The sequence below is a fragment of the Microbacterium sp. genome, assembly GCF_047607465.1.
GTDB lineage: Bacteria > Actinomycetota > Actinomycetes > Actinomycetales > Microbacteriaceae > Microbacterium.
The window spans coordinates 1-25,478 of sequence record NZ_JASGCY010000081.1 but is presented as its reverse complement, the minus strand read 5'-3'; the positions used below and the strand labels follow the sequence as shown (position 1 = coordinate 25,478).

General features: G+C 67.5%; 17 protein-coding genes, 1 tRNA gene and 1 pseudogene. 4 read left to right on the top strand and 15 right to left on the bottom strand.

Annotated elements, in window-relative coordinates:
• Positions 1–125: 125 nt before the first annotated feature.
• Positions 126–257: pseudogene (locus QM568_RS11695) on the top strand (transposase); the annotation flags it as partial.
• Between the two features lie 203 nt (positions 258–460).
• Here the strand turns inward: QM568_RS11695 and QM568_RS11690 are convergent.
• From QM568_RS11690 to QM568_RS11660, 7 genes are all read right to left on the bottom strand, one after another.
• A tRNA-Ser gene (locus QM568_RS11690) sits at positions 461–551 on the bottom strand.
• A gap of 69 nt (positions 552–620) precedes the next feature.
• On the bottom strand, positions 621–1,667 hold the full coding sequence (locus tag QM568_RS11685) for a hypothetical protein (protein WP_415139004.1): 1,047 nt from the start codon (positions 1,665–1,667) through the stop codon (positions 621–623).
• Positions 1,668–1,695: 28 nt separating this feature from the next.
• Positions 1,696–3,348, bottom strand: a complete 1,653-nt coding sequence (gene cydC, locus QM568_RS11680) for a thiol reductant ABC exporter subunit CydC (protein ID WP_415139002.1) — start codon at positions 3,346–3,348, stop codon at positions 1,696–1,698.
• Entirely contained in the window at positions 3,345–4,955 is a 1,611-nt protein-coding gene (gene cydD, locus QM568_RS11675; protein ID WP_415139000.1) for a thiol reductant ABC exporter subunit CydD, read from the bottom strand. The genes cydC and cydD overlap by 4 nt, the downstream gene beginning before the upstream one ends.
• A 96-nt stretch (positions 4,956–5,051) precedes the next feature.
• Positions 5,052–6,071, bottom strand: a complete 1,020-nt coding sequence (cydB, locus tag QM568_RS11670; protein WP_415138998.1) for a cytochrome d ubiquinol oxidase subunit II — start codon at positions 6,069–6,071, stop codon at positions 5,052–5,054.
• 16 nt (positions 6,072–6,087) lie between these two features.
• A complete protein-coding gene (locus tag QM568_RS11665) occupies positions 6,088–7,503 on the bottom strand; it encodes a cytochrome ubiquinol oxidase subunit I (RefSeq protein WP_415138996.1) in 1,416 nt (471 codons plus the stop codon).
• The gene (locus tag QM568_RS11660; RefSeq protein WP_415138994.1) at positions 7,490–8,119 is read right to left on the bottom strand and encodes a helix-turn-helix transcriptional regulator; all 630 of its coding nucleotides are present in this window, start codon (positions 8,117–8,119) and stop codon (positions 7,490–7,492) included. The genes QM568_RS11665 and QM568_RS11660 overlap by 14 nt, the downstream gene beginning before the upstream one ends.
• Before the next feature lie 150 nt (positions 8,120–8,269).
• Between QM568_RS11660 and radA the strand changes: the two genes are divergently transcribed.
• Complete coding sequence (gene radA / locus QM568_RS11655) at positions 8,270–9,637, top strand: DNA repair protein RadA (protein WP_415138992.1); 1,368 nt, start codon at positions 8,270–8,272, stop codon at positions 9,635–9,637.
• 287 nt (positions 9,638–9,924) lie between these two features.
• Here radA and QM568_RS11650 read toward each other — a convergent pair whose 3' ends face one another.
• The 3 genes from QM568_RS11650 to QM568_RS11640 all read right to left on the bottom strand — a co-directional run bounded on the left by QM568_RS11650 (position 9,925) and on the right by QM568_RS11640 (position 11,935).
• A complete protein-coding gene (locus QM568_RS11650) occupies positions 9,925–10,335 on the bottom strand; it encodes a dehydrogenase (protein ID WP_415138990.1) in 411 nt (136 codons plus the stop codon).
• Between the two features lie 409 nt (positions 10,336–10,744).
• Positions 10,745–11,422 carry a hypothetical protein gene (locus QM568_RS11645; RefSeq protein ID WP_415138988.1) on the bottom strand — a complete coding sequence of 226 codons (678 nt, stop codon included), beginning with the start codon at positions 11,420–11,422 and terminating at the stop codon, positions 10,745–10,747.
• A 9-nt stretch (positions 11,423–11,431) separates the two neighbouring features.
• On the bottom strand, positions 11,432–11,935 hold the full coding sequence (locus QM568_RS11640; RefSeq protein WP_415138986.1) for an amino-acid N-acetyltransferase: 504 nt from the start codon (positions 11,933–11,935) through the stop codon (positions 11,432–11,434).
• A gap of 92 nt (positions 11,936–12,027) precedes the next feature.
• On the opposite strand from QM568_RS11640, the gene QM568_RS11635 reads away from it, so the two are divergent.
• Complete coding sequence (locus tag QM568_RS11635) at positions 12,028–13,446, top strand: hypothetical protein (protein ID WP_415138984.1); 1,419 nt, start codon at positions 12,028–12,030, stop codon at positions 13,444–13,446.
• A 56-nt stretch (positions 13,447–13,502) separates the two neighbouring features.
• On the opposite strand, the gene QM568_RS11630 is transcribed toward QM568_RS11635, so the two are convergent.
• Complete coding sequence (locus tag QM568_RS11630) at positions 13,503–16,031, bottom strand: ATP-dependent Clp protease ATP-binding subunit (RefSeq protein ID WP_415138982.1); 2,529 nt, start codon at positions 16,029–16,031, stop codon at positions 13,503–13,505.
• A 154-nt stretch (positions 16,032–16,185) separates the two neighbouring features.
• On the opposite strand from QM568_RS11630, the gene QM568_RS11625 reads away from it, so the two are divergent.
• Positions 16,186–18,120, top strand: coding sequence for an alpha/beta fold hydrolase (locus QM568_RS11625; RefSeq protein ID WP_415138980.1), 1,935 nt, complete (start codon positions 16,186–16,188; stop codon positions 18,118–18,120).
• Positions 18,121–18,350: 230 nt separating this feature from the next.
• On the opposite strand, the gene QM568_RS11620 is transcribed toward QM568_RS11625, so the two are convergent.
• From QM568_RS11620 to QM568_RS11605, 4 genes are all read right to left on the bottom strand, one after another.
• The gene (locus QM568_RS11620) at positions 18,351–20,003 is read right to left on the bottom strand and encodes a DUF222 domain-containing protein (protein ID WP_415138978.1); all 1,653 of its coding nucleotides are present in this window, start codon (positions 20,001–20,003) and stop codon (positions 18,351–18,353) included.
• A 310-nt stretch (positions 20,004–20,313) separates the two neighbouring features.
• Entirely contained in the window at positions 20,314–21,348 is a 1,035-nt protein-coding gene (locus QM568_RS11615; RefSeq protein ID WP_415138976.1) for an Eco57I restriction-modification methylase domain-containing protein, read from the bottom strand.
• 2 nt (positions 21,349–21,350) lie between these two features.
• Positions 21,351–24,632, bottom strand: a complete 3,282-nt coding sequence (locus QM568_RS11610; RefSeq protein WP_415138974.1) for a DEAD/DEAH box helicase — start codon at positions 24,630–24,632, stop codon at positions 21,351–21,353.
• Complete coding sequence (locus QM568_RS11605; protein WP_415138972.1) at positions 24,625–25,263, bottom strand: hypothetical protein; 639 nt, start codon at positions 25,261–25,263, stop codon at positions 24,625–24,627. Before QM568_RS11605 ends, QM568_RS11610 begins: the two co-directional genes overlap by 8 nt.
• Positions 25,264–25,478: the final 215 nt, after the last annotated feature.

Here is a 25,478-nt window from a genome sequence, read left to right as displayed (position 1 = left end):
TATCACCGCCGCCGCCGTCAACGCCGACTCGGGAAGTTGACCCCCATCGAGTTCGAAGCAATCATGAAGACCACCGTCGACCTGGCGGCATAAGGAAACGAGTCAACCAAAAGCTCAGCATTCCCGAGGAACGCTTCCTCGACTTCGCTGAAGCCTGGGGCGGCAAGTATCCCGCGATCGTGCGGTTGTGGGAGAACGCGTGGGCCGAGTTCGTGCCATTCCTCGGCTTCGACCGACAGGCACCTCGTCGACATTGTTAAGCCACTGGCACACCGCCTCCTCGCGCCCTGCCGCAGCGCCCCAGGGACGATACCCAGCGGGCACGAGCATGCCCCATCCGCCTATCCGCACCGACTCGTTCGACTTCAGATGTGTGAGATTCGTGTGATTTCGGGTCAGGGGCGGCATGACGAAGGCCCCGCCTCCCCAGTGTTTTCTAGGGGAGTCGGGGCCTTCGATCTGGCGGTGACGGTGGGATTTGAACCCACGGTAGGGGGTTACCCTACACAACTTTTCGAGAGTTGCACCTTCGGCCGCTCGGACACGTCACCGCGGACGATCTTACGCGAGACGCGGCTCCGACGCGAATCGAAGGCGACGGCGCAGCGAGCGCCAGATGCTCACCAGGCGGCGGCGACCGCGGCGTGCGTCTGCAAGATCCCCTCGGTGGTTCCGGCCGGCGCCCGCCCGATGCCGCACTCGGTCGCGACACCGAAGCGCGGCACGAACTTCTGCGCCACGGCGATCCGCCGTTCGGCTCCTTCGACGCCGTCTTCGCGGTGCACGAGGCCGACATAGAGCTCGCCGTCGTACTCGAGCCCGGCGAGCGGCGCGTAGTAGGCCTCGTCGTCGCGCTCGATCGGCACCGGAAGGTGCAGCCACGTCAGATCCCGGGCGGATGCCGCCACCACCGCATTCCCGAAGCGCACGAGATTCGCGCTGTCGACCGGCTCGAAGAAGTGTTTCTCGGCGACGTCGCCGTAGCAGAGGTGGATGCCGGCCTCGACCTCGGCCGGCACGGCGTCCACGAGCGCGGCGAGACGCTCGACGAGTCCGGGGAACGGATCGCCCTCCCACCAGACGTCCATGATGCGTCCGAACGCCGGCGCCGCCTCGATGATGCCCATCTCGCTGGCGACGTCCCACTGGATCGCGAGATCCTCGTGCGGGATCGCCGCGAGGATCGCGTCGAGCTCCCGCAGCATCACCGCGGTGTACACGGGCTCGATGGCCGCACGGTCGCCTCCTGCGAAGAAGGACGAGACCACGCCGACGGGCGTCGGCAACGACACCTGGAACCGCGTCCCCGCGGCGATCGCGCCCTCGCCGCGCAGACGCGTGAAGATCGCATACGACGCGAGGGCGGCATCCGCGTAGCCGAGCGGTGGAAGCTCGATGCCTGCGGCATCCACCCCCTCCGCGATCCGCAGCGGCCGCGCGTCGATGCCCGCCGGGAACGGGATCGGCTGATCTCCCACCCGTTCGATGCCCTCGGCCTGCCCGATGACGTCGGGCTGGAACATGATCCAGTGGAACCGCTTGCCGACCTCCCCGTCGGGGATGCGCCGCAGCCGCCCGCCGAGGGTCGCGGCCGCCGTGCGCATCGTCTTCTCGGCGTCGTCGTAGTTCACACTGCCCACCAGATGGGCTCCCTGCGGCTGAGTCATGCCTCCAGGCTAGTGGCGGAAGGCGCGCTCACGAGAGCGTGCGCCCGGCCTCCAGGCGCACCGTGCGGTCGACCGTGCCGGCGGGCGGCGCGACATGCGAGATCAGCAGCACCGACTGCGTACCGGCGGCACCCAGCAGGTCGCGCAGGAGCAGATCGGATGCCGCCGGGTCGACGCCCGCGGTCGGCTCGTCGAGCACGAGGATCGGAAAGCCGCGCAGCAGAGCCCGCGCGAGGGCGATCCGCTGCGCCTGACCGCCCGAGACCAGCGCGCCACGGTCGCCGACGCGCGCATCGAGGCCGCCCCGCTCGCGCACCCAGGCGCCGAGCCCGACCCGTTCCAGGACCTCGACAAGCTCCTCATCAGTCGCGCTCTCCCTGGCGAAGAGCAGATTCTGCCTGATGTCCTCGTCGAACAGCTGCGGGCTCTGCTCGCACAGGCCGATCGTCCGGCGCAGCGCAGGGCCGGCGATCCCGGCAGCATCCATGCCGCCGACGGAATACTCGCCCTCGCAGCGCAGGAACCCGACGAGCACCGCCGCCAGCGAGCTCTTGCCCGCCCCGCTCGGCCCAGCCACGAGCACTCGCTCCCCCGGCGCGAGATCGAGGTCGACGTCGGCGAGCGCCGTCGTCCCTCCCGGCCACTGCGCTCGGACACCGCGCAGCCGCAGCGCCGGAACATCGTCGAAGACGGCATCCGCTCCGTCGTCGTCGCGGAGCTGGGAGGGCATGGATGCCGGAAGCACGTCTTCGATGCGCTGCGCGCTCGCGCGCACGCTGCGCCATGATGCCGCCGCGATCGGCACGGCGCCGAAGACCTCGAACACCACCATCGGCACCAGGACGACCACAGCGAGCCAGGGTCCGTCGATCGCACCGGTGACGAGTCCTGGGGCGGCCGCGGCGAGCGCCCAGGCCGAAGCGACACCGGCGACGGCCGACACCGTTCCGGCCGACACGGCCTGCGCGAAGGAGGCCCTCCGCACGGCCGCCCGCAGAGCACGGTCGCCGTCGTCGATGCGCTGCCGCGCCTGCGCCTCGGCGCCGTAGGCGATCAGCACGTCGAGAGCACCGAAGTAGTCGACCAGCGCGGCCGAGAGATCGGCCCGCCGCGACGACACCTCGCGTTCGGCGCGCGAGCCGAGCAGCCAGCCCAGCCCGATCGATGCGCCGGCCGCGAGCAGCAGGCAGGCGAGCAGGGTCAGCGCCGCGGGCGGCGAGACGAACGCCACGAACCCCACCGCACCGAGCGCGACGAGACCCACGACGGCGAGCGGCTGCACAACCCGCAGCGGAAGATTCTGCAGGTTCTCGACGTCGTCGACGAGAGCGCTCAGCACGTGTCCGCGGTCGGTGCCGCCGAGTCCTGCCGGAGACAGCGGGATGAGCCGGCGCACCATGTCCGAGCGCGTCGAGGCCAGCTGCCGCAACGCCGCATCGTGTCCGCTCAGGCGTTCGAGGTACCGGGTCACGGCCCGCGACACCGCGAAGAAGCGCACGCCGACCACCGCGACCGACAGCGGTACCAGCGAGTCGACGACCGACGCGCTGACGATCAGCCACCCGCTCACCGCGAGCAGGCTCACGGCGGCGCCGGCGGAGAGCGCCCCCCAGAGAAGGCCGGGGAGGAAGCGCGCGAGCGGCGGCTGGGCCGAGCGCAGGATCGAGCGGCGCAGGGTCATGCCTCCACCCCCACCGAGACGATGCGGTCGGCGATCGCGCGCGCGGAGCGGCGATGCGAGACGAGGAGCACGGTGGCACCGGCATCCGCTCGCGCGCGCAACGACGCCCACAGCCGTTCCTCGGTGCCGGCGTCGAGTGCGCTGGACGGCTCGTCGAGCGCGAGCACCCGACGCGGATCGCGCGCGTGCCGGTACAGCGCCCGCGCCACCGCGACCCGCTGCGCCTGCCCGCCGGAGAGCCCTGACCCCTGCACTCCGAGATCGGTCGCGGGGTCGAGATCGGCGCACGCGGCGGCGAGGGCGGAGCGGATGCCGTCGGCGTCAGGCTCCGCGTCGCCGAGGGCGACGTTCTGCGCGATCGTGCCGCGCGACAGCTGCGGACGCTGATCGGCCCAGGCGAGCCAGTCGGCGGGGCCGAGCACATGCACGTCGACGCCGTCGAACGCGGCGGCTCCTGTGAAATCCGCCGCCCCCCGCAGCGCTGCGAGCAGACTCGACTTGCCCGCCCCGCTCGGCCCCTCGATGAGCGTGATGGTTCCCGGTTCTGCGGTGAAGGAGACGGGCGGAAGGTCGCGCACCTGCAGCTCCTCGACCCGCAGGCACCCGCTGCCGCCGTGCAGGGCCGGCGTCTGCGGGGTCTGCGGCGCAGCATCCGGCACGCCCCCTGCCTCATCGAGCACCGCGAACACGTCCTCGGTGGCGGCGGCCCCTTCGGCGGCGGCGTGGAACTGCACGCCGACCTGGCGGATCGGCAGGAACGCCTCAGGGGCGAGCAGGAGCACGAACAGGCCGACCTCGAGCGAGAGATCGCCCGAGAGCAGGCGGAACCCCACGGCCACGGCGATGAGGGCGACGGCGATCGAGGCCAGCAGTTCCATGGCGAAGCCCGAAAGGAACGAGAAGCGCAGCACCTTCATCGTCTCGCGACGGTACGCGTCGGCGGTCTGACCGATGCGGTCGGCCGCACGGCGATCGCGCCCGAACAGGCGCAGCGTCGACAGGCCCTGCACGGTGTCGGCGAACCGAGCGGCGAGCTGCTGGAGCGTGTCCCACTGCCGTTTCTGCACGGTGCGCGTCGCGATGCCGATCAGCACGAGGAACACCGGGATCAGCGGCAGCGTGATCACGGCGGTGAGTGCGCTCGGCCAGTCTTGCCACCACATCGCCGCGACGATCACCGGTGTCGCGATCACCGTGAGCACGAGCTGCGGGATGTACCGCGCGAAGTAGGCGTCGAGCGCGTCGAGGCCATGACCGGCGGTCACCGCGAGCGCGGTCTGGTTGCGCCGAGCGAGCCACCCTGGGCCGAGACGGCCGACCGCGGCGATCAGCGCCTGGCGCAGCTGCGCACCCGTCGCCGCCGCCGCTCTCATCCCCGCGGAGTCGCTGGCGGCGATCAGCACGCCCCGCATGAGGGCGAGAGCGACGACCCACAAGGTCGCGCCGTCCACCGGTCGTCCGGCGAGCGCACCGGTGACGGCATCCGTCAGCATCCACGCGAAGGCGATCGTCACCGCCGTCTGCGCCACGCCGATCAGAGCGGATGCGACGACGAAGCCGCGAGCGGCGCTCGCGTACTTCAGGAGGCGCGGATCAAGAGGTTTCATCGACGGGGTTCACGGTACCCGAACCCCGGGCCCCGGTCTGCACGCGAGGGAGGAGGCAGCGGGCAGCCCGGGACGGCGAGGAGCGAGGGGCATCCGTCAGTGGGCGGGCGCCGCCTCGACCTGGACCCGGGTGACGCGCTTGCGGAACACCCAGTACGTCCAGCCCTGGTAGAGCAGCACGAGGGGGATCGCGACGAGCGCCGTCCAACTCATGATCGTCAGCGTGTACGGGGTGCTCGCTGCGTTCTCGATCGTGAGGCTGTGAGCCGGATCGATCGTCGACGGCATCACGTACGGGAAGAGCGCGGCGAAGAGCATGACCACGGCCGCGGCGACCATCACCGCGCCCATCGCGAAGCTCCAGCCGTCGAGGCCGCGCAGCGAGAACGCCACAGCGCCGATGAGGAACACCGCCGCGACCGCACCGCACGCGATCACCAGCCACAGCAGCGGCGCGTCGCGCCCTGCGGCCATCGCGATCGTCCAGACCACCGTCGCCGCGGCGACGAGGATCGTGGGGATCGCCGCGACGCGCACCAGGCGTCGGGCGCCCTCGCGCACCTCGCCGTCCGTCTTCAGCGACACGAACAGCGCTCCGTGCAGGAAGAAGATCAGCAGGGTCGTCACCCCGACCAGCAGCGCGTAGGGGTTCAGCAGCGAGAACAGTCCACCGACGTACACGTGGTCCTCGTTCAGGGCGACGCCCTGCACGATGTTGCCGAAGGCGACGCCCCACAGCAGGGCCGGCACGGCCGATCCGATCACGATCATGCGGTCGAAGCCCGCGCGCCAGCGATCGGAGTCGCGCTGATGCCGGTACTCGAACGAGACGCCGCGCAGGATCAGCGCGAGCAGGATGAGCAGCAGCGGCAGGTAGAAGCCGCTGAAGAGGCTCGCGTACCACTCGGGGAACGAGGCGAACAGGCACGCGCCCGCGACGATCACCCAGGTCTCGTTGAGGTCCCACACCGGGCCGATCGCGTTGATCGCCTGGCGCCGGGAGACATCGTCGCGGCCGAGGAACGGCAGCGTCATGCCGACGCCGAAGTCGAACCCGTCGAGCACGAAGTAGCCGACGAAGAAGAAGGCGACGATCCAGAACCAGAGGTATTCCATGCTCTTCTCCCCTCTCTCAGTACACGACCGACGTCAGCTGCGAGGTCTCGGCATCCGGTTCCTCCGACGCGTCCGGCCCCTTCTGCGCGGCCTTCACGATGAGGCGGATCTCGACGACGGCGAGGGCGGCGTAGATGGCGGTGAACGCGATGAGGGATATGAGCACCTCGACCCCGCTCACCCCCGGTGAGACGCCGTCTCGCGTGGACATCAACCCGAACACGAGCCAGGGCTGGCGCCCCATCTCGGTGAACACCCAGCCTACGATGTTCGCGCCCAGCGCCAGCGGGAACGACCAGATCGCGAACTTCCACATCCACGGCGCCGGCTCCCGCGTGGCGTTCTTGCGGGTGAGCCAGAGTCCGACCACGGCGACGAGCGCGGCGAGCAGGCCGAGCCCGATCATCCAGCGGAACGCCCAGTACGTGATCCAGAGGATCGGGGTGAAGTCGGCGATCCCGGTGCTCGCGTAGGTCTGCGCGTACTCGGCGTTGAGGTCGTTGATGCCGTGCACGCACTCGGTGAACGAGTGGGTCGACAGGAGGGAGAGCAGATACGGGATGCGGATCGAGAACAGCTCGCTGCTGCCGTCGGGGGTGCCGAGCGTGAAGATGCTGAACGAGGCGTCGGCGCCGCATCCGGTGTTGAAGGTCGCCTCGGCGGCGGCCATCTTCATCGGCTGGGCGGCGTACATCGCGAGTCCGAGCTGATCGCCGGACAGCAGCACGCCGGCGGTCGAGGCGAGCATGCCCCAGAGGCCGAACTTCAGCGACTTCCGCATCGTCGTCTCGTGCTGCTTGCGCGCGAGGTGCCACGCGGAGACCGAGATGACGACGCCCGCGGCGAACATGAGGGCGCCGAAGATCGTGTGCGGGAAGGCGGCCAGCGCGACCGGGTTCGTCAGGAGAGCTACGAAGTCTGTGAGCTCGGCGCGGTTCGTCTCGGGGTTGTAGACGTAGCCGACCGGGTTCTGCATGAACGCGTTCGCGGCGATGATGAAGTACGCCGACAGGATGGTGCCGATGGCCGTGCACCAGATCGTCGCGAGGTGCAGCTTCGGCGGCAGCTTGTCCCAGCCGAAGATCCACAGGCCGATGAAGGTCGCCTCGAAGAAGAAGGCGAACAGGCCCTCGAAGGCGAGCGGAGCGCCGAAGACGTCGCCGACGAAGCGCGAGTAGTCCGACCAGTTCATGCCGAACTGGAACTCCTGCACGATGCCGGTGACGACGCCCATCGCGAAGTTGATGAGGAAGATCTTGCCGAAGAAGCGGGTCAGGTGCAGGTACTCGAGCTTGCCGGTGCGCACCCAGACGGTCTGGAAGATCGCCGCCACCGTCACCATGCCGATCGTCAGCGGCACGAACAGGTAGTGGTAGACGGTCGTCAGCCCGAACTGCCATCGGCTGAGGACGAGCGGGTCAAGCCATTCCATGGACGCCTCCCCTGCTGTCTGCGAGTTGCACGGTGCACTCGGCCTGATGCCCCCTCACGCACTCGGCGGTCAGCGGGCCGCCCGCCTCCGCGAGGACGCCCTGCATGAGGCTCAGGTGCACCTGGCACAGCACCGGGCGGTGCTGCGGCTGCGCTGCGGCGTGCGGGCACGGCGTGAGCTCGACGGTGAGCCGTTCGTCGTCGACGACGGGCTCGAATCCGCTCTCCTCCAGGTGCTCGATGAGGGCGTCGAGCTGGTTGTCGGCGGCGGTGCCCAGATCGGATGCCGCTGCCGGCACGACCCTGCGCAGGATGTCGCCGCGGAGGGCCGCCGCCTTCGCCTTGTCGCGCGCGACCGGGCTGGAGGCTCCCGGCGTGCCGGTGGCCGCGCTGTAGAGGGTGCGCGGGCGGCCGCGCGTCGTGCGGTGCTCGACCTGGGCGATCACGTAGCCGCCGTCGATGAGGCGCTGCAGGTGCTCGCGGACCGTGTTGGCGTGCAGGCCCGTCGCCTCGCACAGTTCGCTGATCGTCCGATCGGCTCGCGTCTGGACCAGGTGCAGGATCTGCACCCGGGAGTAGCTCGAGATCGGCCCGCAGACGGGCCCGGCGGTGGCCATGTCTCCATTATGTTCGGGGGCTGGGACAGACCGCAGGGGGTGCGGCCGTGAATAATCGCCTCCGCGATAGGGATGTCCGATGCCGCCGATAGCGGGGCGGCATCGGGGCCTGCGGATGCCGGTGTCGGATGCCGCGGCTAGCCTTGATCCATGGCTTCTCGCAGACCCGCTCCTCCGGCCTTCCTGTGCACGGAGTGCGGGTGGACGACGGCGAAATGGGTTGGCCGGTGCGGCGAGTGCCAGCAGTGGGGCACCGTGCAGGAGCAGGGCGCCGGGACCGGCCTCCTGCAGCGCGTGACGGCGGTGGCTCCGGCATCCGACCGGGCCGCCCGGCCGATCACGCAGATCACGACCGCCGACGCGCCTCGACGCACCAGCGGGGTGGGAGAGTTCGATCGGGTGCTCGGCGGCGGCATCGTCCCCGGCGCCGCGATCCTGCTCAGCGGCGAACCCGGCGTCGGCAAGTCGACGCTGCTGCTCGAGGTGGCGGCGCGCGCGGCGCGCGCCGGACGGCGGGTGCTGTACGCGAGCGCGGAGGAGTCGCCCGGTCAGGTGCGGCTGCGTGCCGAGCGCACCGGGGCGCTGCACGAGGAGCTGTACCTGGCCAGCGAGACCGATCTCGCCACGATCCTCGGCCATATCGACGAGGTGAAACCGCAGCTCGTCATCGTCGACTCCGTGCAGACGGTGGCATCGTCTCTCATCGACGGGGCGGCCGGACAGCCGAGCCAGGTGCGCGAGGTGGCCTCGACGCTGATCCGGGTGGCCAAGGAGCGCGATCTGCCGATCGTCGTCGTCGGGCATGTCACGAAGGACGGCCAGGTGGCAGGACCCCGGGTGCTCGAGCACCTCGTCGACGTCGTCTGCCACTTCGAGGGCGACCGGCAGACCTCGCTGCGTTTCCTGCGCGCGTTGAAGAACCGCTTCGGCCCGACCGACGAGGTCGGATGCTTCGAGATGAAGGGCGACGGCATCGCCGAGGTGCCTGACCCCTCTGGTCTGTTCCTCTCGCAGGGGGCGACCGAACCCGGCACCTGCGTGGCCATCGCGCTCGAAGGGCGGCGCGCGATGCCCGTCGAGGTGCAGGCGCTGACGATCCGCACGACGGCGCCGAACCCGCGTCGCGTGGTGAACGGGCTCGACGGATCGCGCGTGGCGATGGTGCTGGCCGTGCTCGAGCGCCGCGCCGGCATCAAGGTGAGCGATCAGGACGTGTACGTGTCGACCGTCGGCGGGGTGCGCTTCACCGAGCCCGCCGCCGATCTCGCGATCGCGATCGCCGTCGCGGGGTCCCTGGGCAACACCGCGGTGCCGCGGACGATCGCCGCGGTCGGCGAGCTCAGTCTCGCCGGCGAGGTGCGCCCGGTGACGCAGGCGGCGCAGCGGCGGTCGGAGGCGAAACGGCTCGGATACGAGCAGGTGATCGACGACCGTTCGAAGACGTTGCGCGCGGCGCTCGGCGACGTGCGATCCCGCAGCGTCCAGCGACGCGCCGAAGACGACATCCCGCCGTTCTGACGCGCGCCGGGCGGGCCCGGGGCGTGCGGCCTACGTGGCGCGTGCGGCCCGGTGCGTGCGGTCTGCCCGGCATCTGACGGCCTGCCGGGTGCGTGCGGCGTACCGTTTGTCGGGCGGATTACGATCCGTCGGGCGAAATCAGCCCGACGCGCCGAGAAACCGGCATCCGGATCCTGCAAACGGTACGCGAGGACCCGCTTCATCTCGCTGCGCTCGCGGGGCGACCGGGCGAACCCCGTCCAAGAGGGGGGACCTTCGACCGGCTCAGGAACCCGGCATCTCGAGGGTCAGTTCCCGAGCGCCTTGAGCAGTTCGGCGGGAGAGGCCTGCATGGGGTGAGGGCCGGCGATGTCGATGAACACCGTCGTGATCGGATGCGCGGCGAGGAACCGGCGCAGCCAGTCGGCGGTGTAGATGCCCACCCCCGGCGGCAGGTTCGCCGGCTTGTTCTTCGCGTCGCTGAACAGCAGCAGCGCGAGGTCACCGGTGTTCGGATCGCGATACGTCCACACCTCGCCGCTGTCGAGGGGGTTGTCGCGCGCACCGGGTTTGATCAACGGGACGACCGTGGTGCCGTGACGAAGTGCGAGGGCGACTGCGGCGATGTCCTGCTTCTCGAGGGCGTTCGCGAGAGCATCCGATCGGAAGTCCTCAGATGCCGGCTTCGGCGTGCCCGACTTCGCCTTCTTCGCTGCCACGTCTCCAGTCTAGGCGCGCCGATCGTTCACGGCGCCCGGGCGAACGCGCCGCGGCGGCATCCGCAGGATGAGGCCTTCTCGTCTCCGGCCCTGTGGCCGGAGACGAGAAGGGGCCCCTTCGAAATCCCCATTGGGGACTGGGGTACTCCGAAGGGGCCCATACACTCTCGTGCGGCGATGTCGAAGCGCTGGGGACGCTGTACTCGACGCCACTGGGGATGGCTTTTTTGCCGCAGATTCCGGAGCGCTGTCCCTATGGTATCCCAAAGAACAGGCGCACAACAGCGTTTTGGGAAAAAACATCTGAAATCGCAGGATTTATCTCACAAGCGGGCAGATCCCTACTCGTTCCGCACCCGCCTGGCCCGAGAACAGCGCGATTCGAAGGCTATCGCGGCCCCACTGCCCCTCAGTAGAGCAGGATCTGCTTCGCCCCGACCGCCGGGAACCCGCCGATCTGCACGTCCACGTGATACGACGCGCCTCCGCCCGGCGCCCGTTGACGGTTCTCGGAATCGCAGGTGTCGACGCTCGAGCGGGTGCGATCCCAAGGCACCGGCGTCTTGCTCTCCACCGTCGCCCCCGCCGCCAGCGTCGCGATCATGCTGCTCGGGTTCTGCTGGCAGTCCGTCGAACGCCACCAGACATCGTCGCCGCTGGAGACCGTGAAGACCTGCGTGCTCGATCCGACGTCGATCGTGCAGTCGCTCGTGCCCACGTTGGTGAGCCTGATCGACATCTGCGGCAGCGCTCCGGGCTCGTAGGAGTCGGCGTCCGTGACCGCTTCGACCTTGACGTCGGCGGCGACGCAGGCGGCGATCCCCGGCGTCTCCTCGTCGGTCGGGGCGGCATCGGGCTCCTCGGTCGCGGCATCCGCCCCCTCGCCGGCGCCGGTCGCATCCGACGCCGGGGTCTGCGAGGTCGGCGCGTCGGAGGCTGCCGATGCCGGCGTGGGGGCGCCTGCGCCGACCCAGGGCCGTGCGATCAGCAACCAGACGCCGATGCCCACGGCGGCGAGCACGAGGACCAGCGCGCCGAAGAAGACGATGCGCCGGCGGCGATAGACGGCAGCAGACCTACGGGGCATTGATCCAGGCTAACCGAGGTGTTTCAGCATCCGCGTGTTGCCGAGCGTGTTCGGCTTGACGTGTGCGAGGTCGAGGAACTCCTCGACGCCGGCGTCACCGCTGCGCAGCAGCTGCGAGTAGACGTCGGGGTCGACGACCTGCTCGCCGATCGGGGCGAATCCGCGGCGTCCGAAGAACTCGGTCTCGAAGGTGAGGCAGAACAGGCGCGACAGGCCGAGCATCTTCGCGTTCTCCTCCAGGCGGTCGACGATGGCGCCGCCCACGCCGCGATGCAGCCATTCGTCGCTGACCATGAGGGTGCGCACCTCGCCGAGGTCCTCCCAGAAGACGTGGAGGGCGCCGCATCCGATGAGCTCGCCGTCCGCCTCGGCGACGACGAACTCCTGCACCGCGCCGTACAGCACGGCGAGATCCTTGCCGAGCAGGATCCGTCGCTCGACCATCGGCTGCAGGAGGTTGCGGATGCCGACGACGTCGGCGCTGCGCGCCGGACGGACGATGTAGTCGCTCACGCAGACAAGCCTAGAACCCAGGGCCTCCCGGAAGCGGTGGCACGCCCCATCGGGATTTGTCCTGAGCGCACGGATTCGCCAGCATGGGCGGGGTGAAGACCTGGAGAGCGAAGAGCAGGATCTGGCTGCGGAGGACGAGGAACTGGCTGCGCAAGCGCTGGCTCCCCCTCATGATCACCGCGCTGGGCGCGCTACTCCTCGGCCTGGTCACGTGGATGTCGACCGCCGTGCTCGCAGCGATCGGCGGCGACACGTCGTCTGCGCGCAGCGCCACCGTCGGAGACTCCTTCGGAGGCACCGTCGGCCCGATCCTCAGCTTCGCGGCGCTGATGGCCACCATCATCCTCGCGGCGATCGTCCAACCGCGTCGCGAGGACCGCGCGCGGGAGGCGCGCCTGGACGAGAAGGCGCGCGAAGACGAGAGCCGCTCTGCCGCCCGGGACGCGGAGCGGGCCGCTTCGCGCGCGGAGCAGGTCGTCGCCTGGATGGCCGAGACCTATGCGGAGTTCGACGGCGGGACCACGCGTCCGGTCGACGACGGGCAGCTCGGCGTGATGGTCTCCAACACCAGCGGTTCGGTCGTGTTCACGATGGACTTCGTCACGACGGCGAAGTCGCCCGGAGAGGCCGGCGTGAAGCGGAATCGCGAAGCGCTTGTTCCGCCGGGAACGTGGTTCTTCCCGCTGGTCGGAGATCCTGATGATCGGGACGCGCCCCTCGGCTGGCGCCTGCCCGTCCCGGTCGACACGTCGGGCCTGCCCACCGTGAGGTTCGAGGACACGAGACCGCAGCAGGGAGCCCTCCCGCTGCATGCGGCGGCGATGCGGACGTTCGGCGTGCGCCCGCACCTGCCGACCGTCGGGAAACCGCACTATCGTCTCGACGAGATCCGCTACTCCCTCCACGCGCAGCGCTGGAGCCGGGACGAGAGCGGCAAGGTGAAGAAGCAGGACGAGCCATGGCCGGCGGAGGTGGAGGCCGAGTTCGCCGCAGCCGAGGCTCTCATCCGGCCCAGCGACACGACCGAGCGCACGATCGCGACGCTGATCAGCACGACGATGGCCGCGATCTCCGGTGACCCGAACGCGTACGAGGCGAAGTACACGCTGTTCCCCGCCGTGCGCGACTACGTGCCCGGCGTCGTCGCCGTCTCCCGCAATCGGGCGACAGGCCTGTATCTGCACCTCACGAACGATCCCGCCGGCCCGCTGCTGCGCGTCGCGGGCAATCGTTTCGGAGAGTACCCGGAGGTGGTCCAGTACTACGAGCGCTTCGTCCGCGGGAAGTACTCGGCGATGGTGGTCGACGGGCTCGTTCCGGAGATCAGCGACAAGCTCATGGCTCTGCTCACCGACGTCATCACCGCGTCTCTGCCCGGCGCCGCGTTCCCGCCGCAGGCCAGCGACTGGTTCGACGGGGGCCGACTGTCGCCGCGCTGGCCCGAGGCGCTCGGCCGTCTCGTCGCGCTCGCGCAGCAGGAACGCAGGGCCCGGAACGGCGACCGACGATGAGGAAGGGGCGGATGCTGTCAGCATCCGCCCCTTCCTTCCTCGCCTCTCGCCTGCGGTCAGTCCCCGCTGGCGACCGCCAGGTCGGGGGTGGCCGCGATCTCGCCGGCGGTGTTGATGCCGACCGAGACTTTCTCGCCGCGCGGACCGTGCTCGAAGAGGAACCCGCCGCTCTCGGCGTCGACCTTCACGTGGTCGCCGGGGTTGAGCTCGCCGTGCAGGATCTTCTCCGACAGGCGGTCCTCGATCTCGTGCTGCATCGCGCGGCGCAGCGGCCGGGCGCCGAGCGAGGGGTCAAAACCGATCTCGATGAGGCGCTCCTTGGCGGCGGTCGACAGCTCGATCGTCATGTCGCGGTCGAGCAGCCGGTCGCCGAGGCGCTTGGTGAACAGATCGACGATCTGGATCAGCTCTTCCTTGTTCAGCTGCGGGAACACGATGATGTCGTCGACGCGGTTGAGGAACTCGGGCTTGAAGTGCCGCTTGAGCTCCTCGTTGACCTTGCCCTTCATCCGCTCGTACGTCGTGGCATTGCTGCCCTCGACCTGGAAGCCGACAGGGCCGCCTGCGATGTCGCGCGCACCGAGGTTGGTGGTCATGATGATGACCGTGTTCTTGAAGTCCACGATCCGACCCTGACCGTCGGTGAGACGGCCCTCCTCGAGGATCTGCAGGAGCGAGTTGAAGATGTCGGGGTGGGCCTTCTCGATCTCATCGAAGAGCACCACGCTGAAGGGCTTGCGGCGCACCTTCTCGGTGAGCTGGCCGCCCTCCTCGAATCCGACGAAGCCGGGAGGGGCTCCGAACAGACGCGAGACGGTGTGCTTCTCGCCGAACTCGCTCATGTCGAGCGAGATGAGGGCTGCCTCGTCGTCGAAGAGGAACTCGGCGAGCGCCTTGGCGAGCTCGGTCTTGCCGACGCCTGTGGGGCCGGCGAAGATGAACGAACCGCTCGGGCGCTTCGGATCCTTGAGACCGGCGCGCTGACGGCGGATCGTCTTGGAGAGCGCGGCGATCGCCTCCTCCTGGCCGATGACGCGCTGGTGCAGGGCCTTCTCCATGAAGACGAGGCGGCTCGATTCCTCCTCTGTGAGCTTGAAGACGGGGATGCCTGTGGCCTGGGCGAGGACTTCGGCGATCAGCCCTTCGTCGACGACGGCGGGGCTGGACACGTCGCCCGAGCGCCACTGCTTCTCCAGGCGCAGCCGCTCGGCGAGCAGGCTCTTCTCCTCGTCGCGCAGGGCTGCGGCCTTCTCGAAGTCCTGTTCCTCGGAGGCCTGCTCCTTCTGCTCGCGGACCTTCGCGATCTTGTCGTCGAACTCCCGCAGCGCGGGCGGGGACGAGAGGATGCTCAGGCGCAGGCGGGCGCCGGCCTCGTCGATCAGGTCGATCGCCTTGTCGGGAAGGAACCGGTCGGAGACGTAGCGGTCGGCGAGGTTCGCCGCGGCCACGAGAGCGCCGTCGGTGATCTGCACCTTGTGGTGCGCCTCGTAGCGGTCGCGCAGACCCTTCAGGATGTTGATCGCGTGCGGCAGCGTGGGCTCGTTGACCTGCACCGGCTGGAAGCGGCGCTCGAGCGCAGCATCCTTCTCGAAGTGCTTGCGGTACTCGTCGAGCGTGGTCGCACCGATGGTCTGCAGCTCGCCCCGGGCGAGGAGCGGCTTGAGGATGCTGGCGGCATCGATCGCGCCCTCGGCGGCGCCGGCGCCCACGAGGGTGTGGATCTCGTCGATGAAGACGATGATGTCGCCGCGGGTGCGGATCTCCTTGGTGACCTTCTTCAGGCGCTCCTCGAAGTCTCCGCGGTAGCGGGAGCCGGCGATGAGCGAGCCGAGGTCGAGCGAGTAGAGCTGCTTGTCCTTCAGCGTCTCGGGCACGTCGCCCTTGACGATGGCCTGGGCGAGGCCCTCGACGACGGCCGTCTTGCCGACGCCGGGCTCGCCGATGAGGACGGGGTTGTTCTTGGAGCGGCGGGAGAGGATCTGCATGACCCGCTCCGCCTCCTTCTCGCGTCCGATGACCGGGTCGAGCTTGTTGTCGCGGGCGGCCTGGGTGAGGTTGCGGCCGAACTGGTCGAGCACGGCGGAGCCGCCCTGGGCGCTGGCCTGGGTCTCGTTGGCCTGGGCGCCGACGGCGGCGGGCTCGCGACCAGGAGCGCCGGAGAGCAGTTGGATGACCTGCTGGCGCACCTTGTTGAGGTCGGCGCCGAGCTTGACGAGCACCTGGGCGGCGACGCCCTCGCCCTCGCGGATGAGGCCGAGCAGGATGTGCTCGGTGCCGATGTAGTTGTGGCCGAGCTGGAGGGCTTCGCGGAGGCTGAGCTCGAGCACCTTCTTGGCGCGCGGCGTGAAGGGGATGTGGCCGGTCGGCTGCTGCTGACCCTGGCCGATGATGTCCTGCACCTGCTCGCGGACGGCGTCGAGGGAGATGCCGAGACTCTCGAGCGCCTTGGCGGCGACGCCCTCGCCCTCGTGGATGAGGCCGAGCAGGATGTGCTCGGTGCCGATGTAGTTGTGGTTGAGCATCTTCGCCTCTTCCTGGGCGAGGACGACCACTCGACGGGCTCGGTCCGTGAATCTCTCGAACATTGTTGACTCCTTGGTTCGTTCCTCGTGTTCCCGGTGCCGAGATGCAGAGGGTCGAAGCGCTGTTACATCGAGAGTAACGATCGAGGGGATGCAGCATGCCCGTGTTCGCCGTGGGCATAGACAAAACGTCGGTGGCCGCCGGTAGAACCAAGACATGTCATCACACCGTCAGCGATCGTCTCGCAAGGTCTATGTCCCTGTGCTCCATGGCATCGGGACGACCGATCATTCGAAGTTCGCGACGCGTTCGGTCGCTCGAATCGCTGCTCATCTGGACGCCTCATCGCAATGGCATGTCAACGAGTGCCCCGAGAACTGCGATGGGTACTCCCGCGGACATCAGCACGTCACCCACTCCTCGAGAGCGGAGGCGATCCTCGACCCCGTCAGCTGGTTCGATCTCATCGAGACACCGCGGCGGCGCGATGCAGTGCGATGGTTGGCGAAGACCCTCTTCGTGCTGTGCTGTGTGCATCTCCTGGTCAACGGACAGGCAGTATTGGACGTCTTCTCCCGCTCCGGCTTTCCCGGAATTCGTGAAGGCTTCAGGCATCCCGTGAGCACGGTCCGCTCGCTGATGCTCGGTGTCTGGCGCGTACTGAGGGCGATGCTGTGGATCCTGGCACTGGGGCTCGGCAGCATCGCGGTATCGTTACCCGCCCTTGCCCTTGTCGTCACGTGCCCGCCGGCTCTGCGACTCGTGTCAGATGCCCTGGGCTGGACGACGAACGATACCTCCCGCGAAGCCGTGTTGCAGCGTGTCTCGATCCAGGTCAATCGACCTCGCGTCGACCATGTAGTCCTTATCGGACATTCTCAAGGTGGCGCGATCGCAGCAGAAGTCGTTCGCCGAAGACCGAAGCGCACCACGACGCTCATCACGGTGGGGAGCGGCCTTGCCGTACTTGCCGCGGTCCGAACGGGCAGGGCAGTTTCTGCTCGCGCTGTCGTCGGAATCGTGATCGCGATCCTCTCCTACGTCGCTGTCGCTGGCTTCGCTCTCTTTCAGTTCGCTCTTGAGGCCCTACGTCTTGCCGCCTTCATGCTGTTGGAGGCTGTGCACTGGGGTACCGCCGTGTGGACGGCGGCCATCTCCCCGAAGGTCTCCATCGCCCACGCAACGGAGTCGATGCACCTGAGTATCAGCGCCGCCGCTCACGTACTCGCTTTCACGCCGGATCTCGGGTGGCTGCTTGTCACACCCGTTTTGGCGATTCCTATCGTCTGGCTGTACGCCCGGGCGATCAGGACGTCAGCCGGGCGCGTCGTCAAGGAGTGCCAGATTGATGTCTCCGGTGTCGACCTGTGCGCAACCTTCGATCCTGTGTCATTCCCGCTGGCCTCGTTCGGTGGATCAGCACGAGTTCGCCGCATCACGCAATCCAGCTCGCTGACGGATCACAGTCGCTATTTCTCCAATCGCAGCGAGGTGCTGACGGAAATCGAGAGACACCTCACGGGTGCCGCGGTCGGGGCAGTCGACCACCGGGGAGTGATGCCTCATGACAACGCCGATGCGCCATCACGGATGCTATCCGCCGAAGCGACGCTCTCGTCGCGAACCGCGAGAGTCGCCCGCGCGTCCGGCACGCTCGCCATCGCACTCATCGTGTCGGCAGGTTGGCCCACTCTGCCGCACGCCGCGGGGCTCTGCGCTCTAGCCGCCTACGTCATCGGAACTCTGTTGAAGAATTCCACCTGGTCGCGTCGCCAACGTCACACCACGGACCGTTCGATTCGTCGATACCTACGGCGTCCTCGTCATCCGATCGCATGCGGACTAATCGCCGCTGTCTCCGCCATGCCGATGCTGGGGTCGCTTTCGTTCCCTGCCTCCAGTTTGGAAGCGTTTCTCGCAGCAGTTGCCTATGTAGCTTCTGTCATCACGGTGTGCTGTGCGCTGGGTCGAGCCACGTGGTCCGCAGGCATGCTGACGACGTCGCTCTCGCTCGCCGCCTCTGTCTGGGCGACGCAGAGCACCGGCTACGGCGCCGCGATGAGCGTACTCCACGCCCTCATCGCGGTTGTCGCTGCAACACGCCAGGTTCTGCGACACAGGGCGGCATACCGGACACCGGTTCTACAATGACGCTCCAGCACACTTCACAGTTCGATGCTTCCTCAGCATCAGAGGCTGATCGAGGAACTCCGATGACGTTGCACCGGAGGACACCACGGGTGCCAAGAGCATGGTCTCCGCACCGAACGAGTTCAACGGTCTCGACGTCGTTCGCACGGGCGATCGACCATTTCGCACGGCGGCCGAAGGCACTATCGCTCGCTGAACGCCATCGTAACTGCCCCGCTCACTCACGCCTGTCACGCGGCCGGGCGGAAGCGCTTGGGCGGAGGGTCGATTCCGGCCCAGGCGTAGGTCAGCGCAGCCCGCCGCGGCAGCACGAACTTCTCGCCGTCGCGATGTCGGAGCACGAAGTCGCCGAGGCCCTCGCGGGTGATGCGCCAGCCGCCGTGATGCAGTTGCATGTGGTGGAACCGGCACAGCAGTATTCCTCGGTCAATGTCTGTGCGACCAGCATCCGCATGCCACTCGTCGATGTGATGCGCTTCGCAGGTGGAAGCCGGTCGATCGCACCCTCGCCACCGGCATCCGCCGTCTCGAATCGCCAGCCCGATGCGCTGCCGCGGGGTGAACAGGCGCTTCTCGCGCCCGACATCGAGCGGGTTGCCGAACGAGTCGACCGTGACCTCGACGACTCCGCTCTCGCAGATGCGCTGACCGGCCGATGCTGCGGGGAAGCTGAACACTCCGTCCTCGGTATGCACGACCGATGCGCCAGCGCCTGTGGCATCTCGCACCTGCACCAGGCGCACTCCCGCCTGTCGCGCCCCGAGCACGTCCTCGGCGTCGGCGAGCACTCCCCCGCGCACCAGATCGAGCAGCAGGTCGTAGGCGAGCTGGTCGTTCGTACGGGCATCGTCGATGAGCGCCTTCGCCCGTTCGGCCTCTTCAGAGTCGACGAATCGGGGACCGCCGCGCCGCGGACGAAGCGCCGCCTCGAACACCATGTCGATGAAGGCCGCACCCTCGTCGTCGAAGGCGATGCTGCCGCGCATCACGCCGTCGGCGTCGCGCCAGCGGCGGAACATGCGCTTCTCGTGCCTGGCGAGGAACCGCGCCTCGGCGCCCTCGGGATCGAGCAGGTCGCGGATCGTCCGCGCGGCGGATCCCAGCTCCTCGACGGTGCGCTGACCCGCTTCGCCGACGAGCTGCTCGGCCGCGAGGAACCACGCCTCGGCAATCGCCCGTCGGATCGCGGCGACCTCGCCCTCATCCGCGTCGCCCGCGTCGCCAGCGCCGCCCGAGCCGTCCGAGCCGTCCGCGCCGCTCGGGGGCTCGGGCGGATCGCCCAACCCGCGCGCGATCGCGTCGAACTGCGCCGAGGCCAGCACACCATGGCGCAGGCCGTCGCGCAGGGGTTGACGCCAGTCGAGCGGACACGAAGACCCGCCTTCGCCATGCGTCACCGTATCCAGCCCCTGACTCGCGCCAGCATCCGAACCGCCGATGACCTCGCGATCGTCACCGGCCCCACCGACTCCATCGTCCGCGTCACGGCGAGCACTTGCATCCGCTCCCTCGATTCCGGGCCCCTCACGGCCCCCTCGCTCCCCGTCCAGCAGCGACTGGCCGACGCGCACGTCGCGCGCCGCCTCGCTCCTGGTCGATCCGCTCAGCTCCTGCACGAGACCCGCGGGCGTTCGGTGCCCCCGTGATTGGGCGCACCCGGACTGTCCGGCAGCACGCGTCGACCGCTCGGCGACGAGGCCGGCGGCGACGACGCGCACCTGGTCGGCGAATCGCGATACCTCGGCAGATTCGCGCAGGATGGCGACGACGTCGGCATCCGCCATCTCGGCCATCAGTCGCGTCGCCTCGCCCAGCGATGCGTGCTCGCCGAGCCGCTCACCCAGCGTGGGGATGAGAGATGCGACATCGGTGAAAAGTGCCATACTTCATGATGGCAGGGGCCTCCGACATTCGGAGATTTGAGCCATATAGAACCTTGCTAAGCGGCCGTGGAGCCGCGGGATTCAAGGCGTTCTGCTATCCAGATCTTGAGCAGGTCGACGCGCGGTGGTCAGATCAAGATCTGCCAGCACGCTTTCGCCGCTGTCGAACTTCTCGTCGAACTCTTCAGCCCTCATAGAGTGCCACCTCCTCTTCTCTCGCCCGCCGCACCGAGATGATCCGCACGCTCTCGCCCCTCAGAGTGAACACCGCCGCCCAACCCGAGTGTAGGTCGGGATCGGCAAGTGGGGATCAGGTCATCGGCTTGACGTGCGACTCGATGAAGGCGATCTCGGAGGCCGCGAGGCCGTACTTCGCGTAGAGCTGCTGATCGATCTCAGCGACGGGCTTGGACCAGTCGATATCGGATGCTGCGCTGAAGTCCTGGAGAGGGACATACTTCCACGTCTTCGCCGGATTGTGCTGCGTGATCTTCAGCACACCGAGCAGCGCGCGGGCGAACTTCGTCTTCACGTACTTCAGGCAGGCTTCGGCGTCGGCTTCCGTAGCGAAGCTCCCGATCGTGATGAACGTTTGGGTTACCGCGACGCCAGGGCCCGCGATGACGGGCGATGACAGCGTCTCCCCGAGATGACCCGAGCCGTTCGCCGCCGGCACCACCACCTTGTACGACTCGAAACTCTTCGGGCCGCTGATGTATTCGCTTCTGATCCAGCGGTAGTGGCGCTTGTTCCGGATGAGGCCCAGGACCTCCGCATAATCGAGATCATCCGCGGGTCGCGTATCGAGATACAGAAAGGAGAACTGCTCGAAGGTGTTCGTGTTGACGAGGGCCGCGTTGCCGTCCGGCCGCATCGCGAGAGCTTCCGGATGGTCCGCGTAGAGCGCATCTGTGAATCGATACGTCCGCGAACTGGTGATCGTCGTAGCGATACTTGCCTGGCCGACCGCTACCACCTTGTGCAAGATCTCATTGAGCTGCGGATACTTGGTGAACGTGCCGATCGCGTCGCCCGCCGCACTCGCATCGCGATATGTCACCGCGATACCGCCCTTGATATCCGTCCCCGGAAATAGGTCCCCGCTGTTCGGCACGTAGTACGGAACCGTCAGATGCGGATCGGCGAGCATCTTCTCGTTCCAGGCCTTCGGCGTGAACCCCGCGTTGAAGAGAAAGCGCGCCGGCGTGATCAGCACCGCCTTTTCGCCGATCTCGTACGCCGCGTCCATGAATAGGTGATAGACCGGTGTGTCGCGTGTTCCGGAACCGCTCGCCTCCTCCTGGTACGGCGGATTCCCGATGACGACATCGAACTTCTTGACCATGATCAGTGCCTCTCTGCCAGCATGTCATCGATCATCTCGTGCAGCTCCTCAGCACTCATCCGGGAGATGTCCGCCACCCGGAAATGACCGGAATCGGCCATCCACGCCCTGCGTTCGGCCACCCCTCCAGAAATCGCTTCGAGCGTGATTTCATGCAGGATCGCGTTGTGGCTCATCTCGAACACCTGCCTGGTCAGGATGTGCCGCAGACGCTCGTCTCGATCAGGCATCCGCTCTGCGAGTCCCGCGTCGAGGCGGCGGACGAATTCCATGACGAAGAGACCTGCGGTGGAGAACGGGTCGGCGAAGGTCTTCGCCGGATCGGCGAAGATACCGGGGTTCTCATCCTCGAGAATGTCGACCATCCGCTTCACGACCGACTGCGGGGTGAAGACCAGCGAGGTCTTCTGCTGCGGGATGTAGGCGAAGATGTCCTCCGTCTGCGACGGATCGAAATAGTCGGCGAGCGCCGCCTTCTTCGCCAGGAACTCCTGGATCGACTGGTCGAAGACCGCTTCGTCGAAGAGCCCAGGGATCGTCACGACCGTGCCGTCCTCTTCCATCACCTCCTGGCCGTCGCGCAGCATCCTGAACTCCTCCTCAGTGATCCCGGTGACCTCCTCGAAGACATCGTCTGGTGTGTAGTCATCGAAGTTCGACAGCCTCGTGCCCTCGTCGCCGTACGCCATCAGGAACATCGGGATCGTGCGGGCGAAGCCGCGAAGGTGCGAGCGCGCGTCGTCCATGGTCTCGTCGGCCCGCTTCTGCTCGCGCTTTCTCTCTTCGCGCTGCACGACGTCAGGAACGACCTCTTCCATCGCCTCCTTGACGATCGCGACGATGCTCTGCTGCAACGCGGCGTCGAGCTCGGCCTGCTTCACCTCGATCACCGCCGCCTCGGCTTCAGTCGGCGCGTTCTTACGCTCATCTTCGAGGTGATGCCGGGCGATCGTGTGTTCAACATAGGCGCGTTCGATGCGAGTCGAGACAATCTGCTCTGTGCGTTTCTCATCGGCGGTTGTCTGCGCGGCCGTAAGGCCATAGGCCTCTTTCAGCTCCTCGCGCTTGGGCTGCAGCTGATCGGTCACCGCCTTCGCAACCTTCTTCGCTGCGATGTGGGCCGGCGCATCGGGCTCGACGACCGGAATGTCTTCGATACGCCACACGGGCGCGCCGAGCTCTGCGATCTTCGGGTTGATGACCGTGTCGAAATCGACCTGCACGCGACCGTCGCCGTCGACGGCTGGCGGTGGCACCGGGAAATCGATCGGCTGCCCCTGCTTAAGCTTGCCCTGGTTCGCGGTCGGAAGCTTGTCGAGGATCTCCTTCACATGCTCGGAGTAGCGGAAGATGCCACCCACGTTCGCGAACAGCAGGTTCGAGAGGAACCCCCGACGCACGACCTCGCGCGCCTTGAACACCTGCGGGAAGGTGAGCACCTGCGCAGCATCCAGCTCCACCATCCGCCCCTCGGAGTCCTCTCCGATGACGGGGAAGAAGTTCAGCAGCGTGCGAATGTTCTCCTTGCGCGTCTCCGGGTCGCCGGACGCATGCGGATGCAGGTTGTTCGCGAACTGGTCGAAAATCGTGAGCGTGCGCTCCGGCGCGAAATCGAAGATGTACGCATTCTTCTTCTGCAGGACGACACCGGCGCGTTCGAACGTGCACGGGTTCTGCGCGCGGAACGCAGCCTGCATGTACAACTGCGGCGACGCCAGGTTCGACAGCATGATGACCGCTGTCCACTCCGGAACCGTGACACCGGTGGTGAGCTGACCCACCGACAGCGTGATGGTCTTGCCGCCGACCTTCTCGGCCTCGGAGATCGCCGTGCGCACCTTATCGAGCGCCCTGCCTGCGGCTGCCGAATCAGTGTCGTCTTCGGTGCGGCCGTCGCCTGCGGCCAGGATCACGGTGTAGTCCTTGAACACCGGATGCACCTTGAGCAGGCGTTCGAGCGCTTTCGCCGAGGCCACCCGGTTGAGCAGCCAGAACGAGTGGCGGATCTCGTCGCGCAACGTGGGCGTCGAGAACGGATACTTCTCGTTCGACACGAGCGTGTCGAGGAAGCGGATGACATCCGCCTCGTAGACGAAGAAGCCGTTCTCCTTGGTGCTGAAGAACTCGCTGAGGTCGAACGTGTAGTCGATGTTCGCGGCATCCTCGTCGACGGCCACCCCGTGAGCGAGCTGATCGGTGATCATGCGGGAGACCTGATAGGTCAGCATGTTGAGCCTCGGCAGAGACGCGTAGGGGTTGTCCTCGCCGTTGTCGGCGTAGTTCGCGCGCGCCTCCTGCTCGTCGGCGTAGCTCCAGTTGAAGATCTGGTCGTCGGCAAACCGACCCGAAGCGAGGGCCTTGAACGGGGTTCCCGACAGGTGCAGGGTGCGCTCTCGGCGGATCTGATCGAATGCGACATCAGTCTTCGTCGTGTCGATCCCCTCATGGGCCTCATCGATGACCAGAAGGTCCCAGTCGAACTCGGAGATGTGCTTGAGCTTGTCGATGGAGCCGCCGAAGTACTTCGAACCCTTGAGATCCTGCAGGGAGACGAACTCGATGAGACGAGGGTCGTCGGCCTTCTGCACGTGTGCGACCCACTGCGCGCGGGTCATGGTCGGGCGCTGATCGAGCGAAGCGGACTCCGAGACGAACACGAATGCGGTCTGATGCCCGATGAACCGCTCGAAATCGTCGAACCACGAGTTCGCGATCGCCGGGCGGTTCGTCACGATGAGCGCCTTGCGCACGTCGAGCCGGCGCAGAAGGTCGTATGTCGTGAGTGTCTTGCCGAATCGGGGCTTGGCGTTCCAGAGCACCTCCCGGTGACCGGACGCGAACGCCTTCAGCGCGAGATCGACGGCCGCGTGCTGCTCCGGCCGAAGGCTGTAGTCGTCATCGCCTCTCGCGAAGAAGTCGCTGAAGTCCTGGCCGGCGAAGGCGTTGAAATAGTCGAGAGACGTCTTGGGAGTGTTGTCGAACCGATGCCACTCGGTGCGCTTCGGCGAGAGCTCGCGTTCGACGCCCTGCTGCTTGAGGTACGCATGGAAGTCACGATCGCTGAACGCTCCGCCCTGCTCCGAGGTGAACAGCGCCCGCCTCGACCACAGCTTCCTCTGCGAGATCGACAGCTGCGACGCCTGCTGCGAGATGCGCTTCTCGGCGCTCTCCTGCTCGGTGTAACCGATCTTCTCCCAGCCCGAGTAGTGCGGGATGTCATCGGTGACCCACGAATAGATGATCGGGGTGATCTCGCGGTACGTGCTGATCTCCGGGTTACCCATCGGCCCTCACCTCTTTGTGGACGTGATCTATACGGCACGGCGCATACGACTCGTAGACGGTGAAGTCGAAGCCGCCGCCGCGCAGCGACGCGAGCGTGAAGGGAGTACGCCGCACCGTCGTGGACTCGTCGGACGAGCGGATCCACCACGAGAACTCCAGCGCCCGCCCCTCGGGGTCGAGGCCCGTGAGGGTGTTGCCGTGCAGGATGTTGGTGCTCACGAGATGCTCGGCCGCTCGACGAAGGTTGGTCCGCGCCCCGCAGGAGACCCCGTGGCTGCGATGGAACGCGAGGAACACATCGAGGACGTTCCCTTTCGCCGCCTCATGGTTGTCGTGCAGGAATTCGACGGCGTAGATGGATGCGAGGGCGAACAGCGACTCGCTCGGCCATCTCGACGCCTGATACCGCTTCTCGATGGCCTTGAGCTTGCGGAGGAGGATGGCGACGAGGAAGTTTCCGTCGCCGGCGGCGGGTTCGAAAAAGGTCTTGTCGACGAAGTGCGGCCCCGTCTCGAGCTCGGTGCGGACGAGATCGAGCATCTGCTCGACCATCCGGCGCGGGGTGAACACCTCTCCGTAGGTCTTCACCCGATGGCGGGATTTGACGATCCGCTCGTCTTCGGCGATCACGATGCGACCACCGGTTTGGACGCACGTACCCGGGCGAACGTACCCTCCGACCGAGAGCGCGACTTCACCAGTCGCTCAGCCGCGGCATCCGTTCTCTTGGTCACATCGCGAGTGTACAAGTACACGGGGACATGCTCCCTGGCGGGATTCACCGGGCGCGATCAGGCTTGTCGGGTGCCCCGAACCCCCTCCGCCGCTGCCGCGCTCATCGGCGG

What these genes read in the sequence shown, in the direction of transcription:
- QM568_RS11645 (WP_415138988.1), bottom strand. Translation starts at nt 11,422, where the DNA reads ATGCCCCGTAGGTCTGCTGCCGTCTATCGCCGCCGGCGCATCGTCTTC.
- cydD (WP_415139000.1), bottom strand. Translation starts at nt 4,955, where the DNA reads ATGAAACCTCTTGATCCGCGCCTCCTGAAGTACGCGAGCGCCGCTCGC.
- cydB (WP_415138998.1), bottom strand. Translation starts at nt 6,071, where the DNA reads ATGGAATACCTCTGGTTCTGGATCGTCGCCTTCTTCTTCGTCGGCTAC.
- QM568_RS11625 (WP_415138980.1), top strand. Translation starts at nt 16,186, where the DNA reads ATGTCATCACACCGTCAGCGATCGTCTCGCAAGGTCTATGTCCCTGTG.
- cydC (WP_415139002.1), bottom strand. Translation starts at nt 3,348, where the DNA reads ATGACCCTGCGCCGCTCGATCCTGCGCTCGGCCCAGCCGCCGCTCGCG.
- QM568_RS11610 (WP_415138974.1), bottom strand. Translation starts at nt 24,632, where the DNA reads ATGGGTAACCCGGAGATCAGCACGTACCGCGAGATCACCCCGATCATC.
- QM568_RS11620 (WP_415138978.1), bottom strand. Translation starts at nt 20,003, where the DNA reads ATGGCACTTTTCACCGATGTCGCATCTCTCATCCCCACGCTGGGTGAG.
- radA (WP_415138992.1), top strand. Translation starts at nt 8,270, where the DNA reads ATGGCTTCTCGCAGACCCGCTCCTCCGGCCTTCCTGTGCACGGAGTGC.
- QM568_RS11660 (WP_415138994.1), bottom strand. Translation starts at nt 8,119, where the DNA reads ATGGCCACCGCCGGGCCCGTCTGCGGGCCGATCTCGAGCTACTCCCGG.
- QM568_RS11630 (WP_415138982.1), bottom strand. Translation starts at nt 16,031, where the DNA reads ATGTTCGAGAGATTCACGGACCGAGCCCGTCGAGTGGTCGTCCTCGCC.
- QM568_RS11615 (WP_415138976.1), bottom strand. Translation starts at nt 21,348, where the DNA reads ATGGTCAAGAAGTTCGATGTCGTCATCGGGAATCCGCCGTACCAGGAG.
- QM568_RS11665 (WP_415138996.1), bottom strand. Translation starts at nt 7,503, where the DNA reads ATGGAATGGCTTGACCCGCTCGTCCTCAGCCGATGGCAGTTCGGGCTG.
- QM568_RS11685 (WP_415139004.1), bottom strand. Translation starts at nt 1,667, where the DNA reads ATGACTCAGCCGCAGGGAGCCCATCTGGTGGGCAGTGTGAACTACGAC.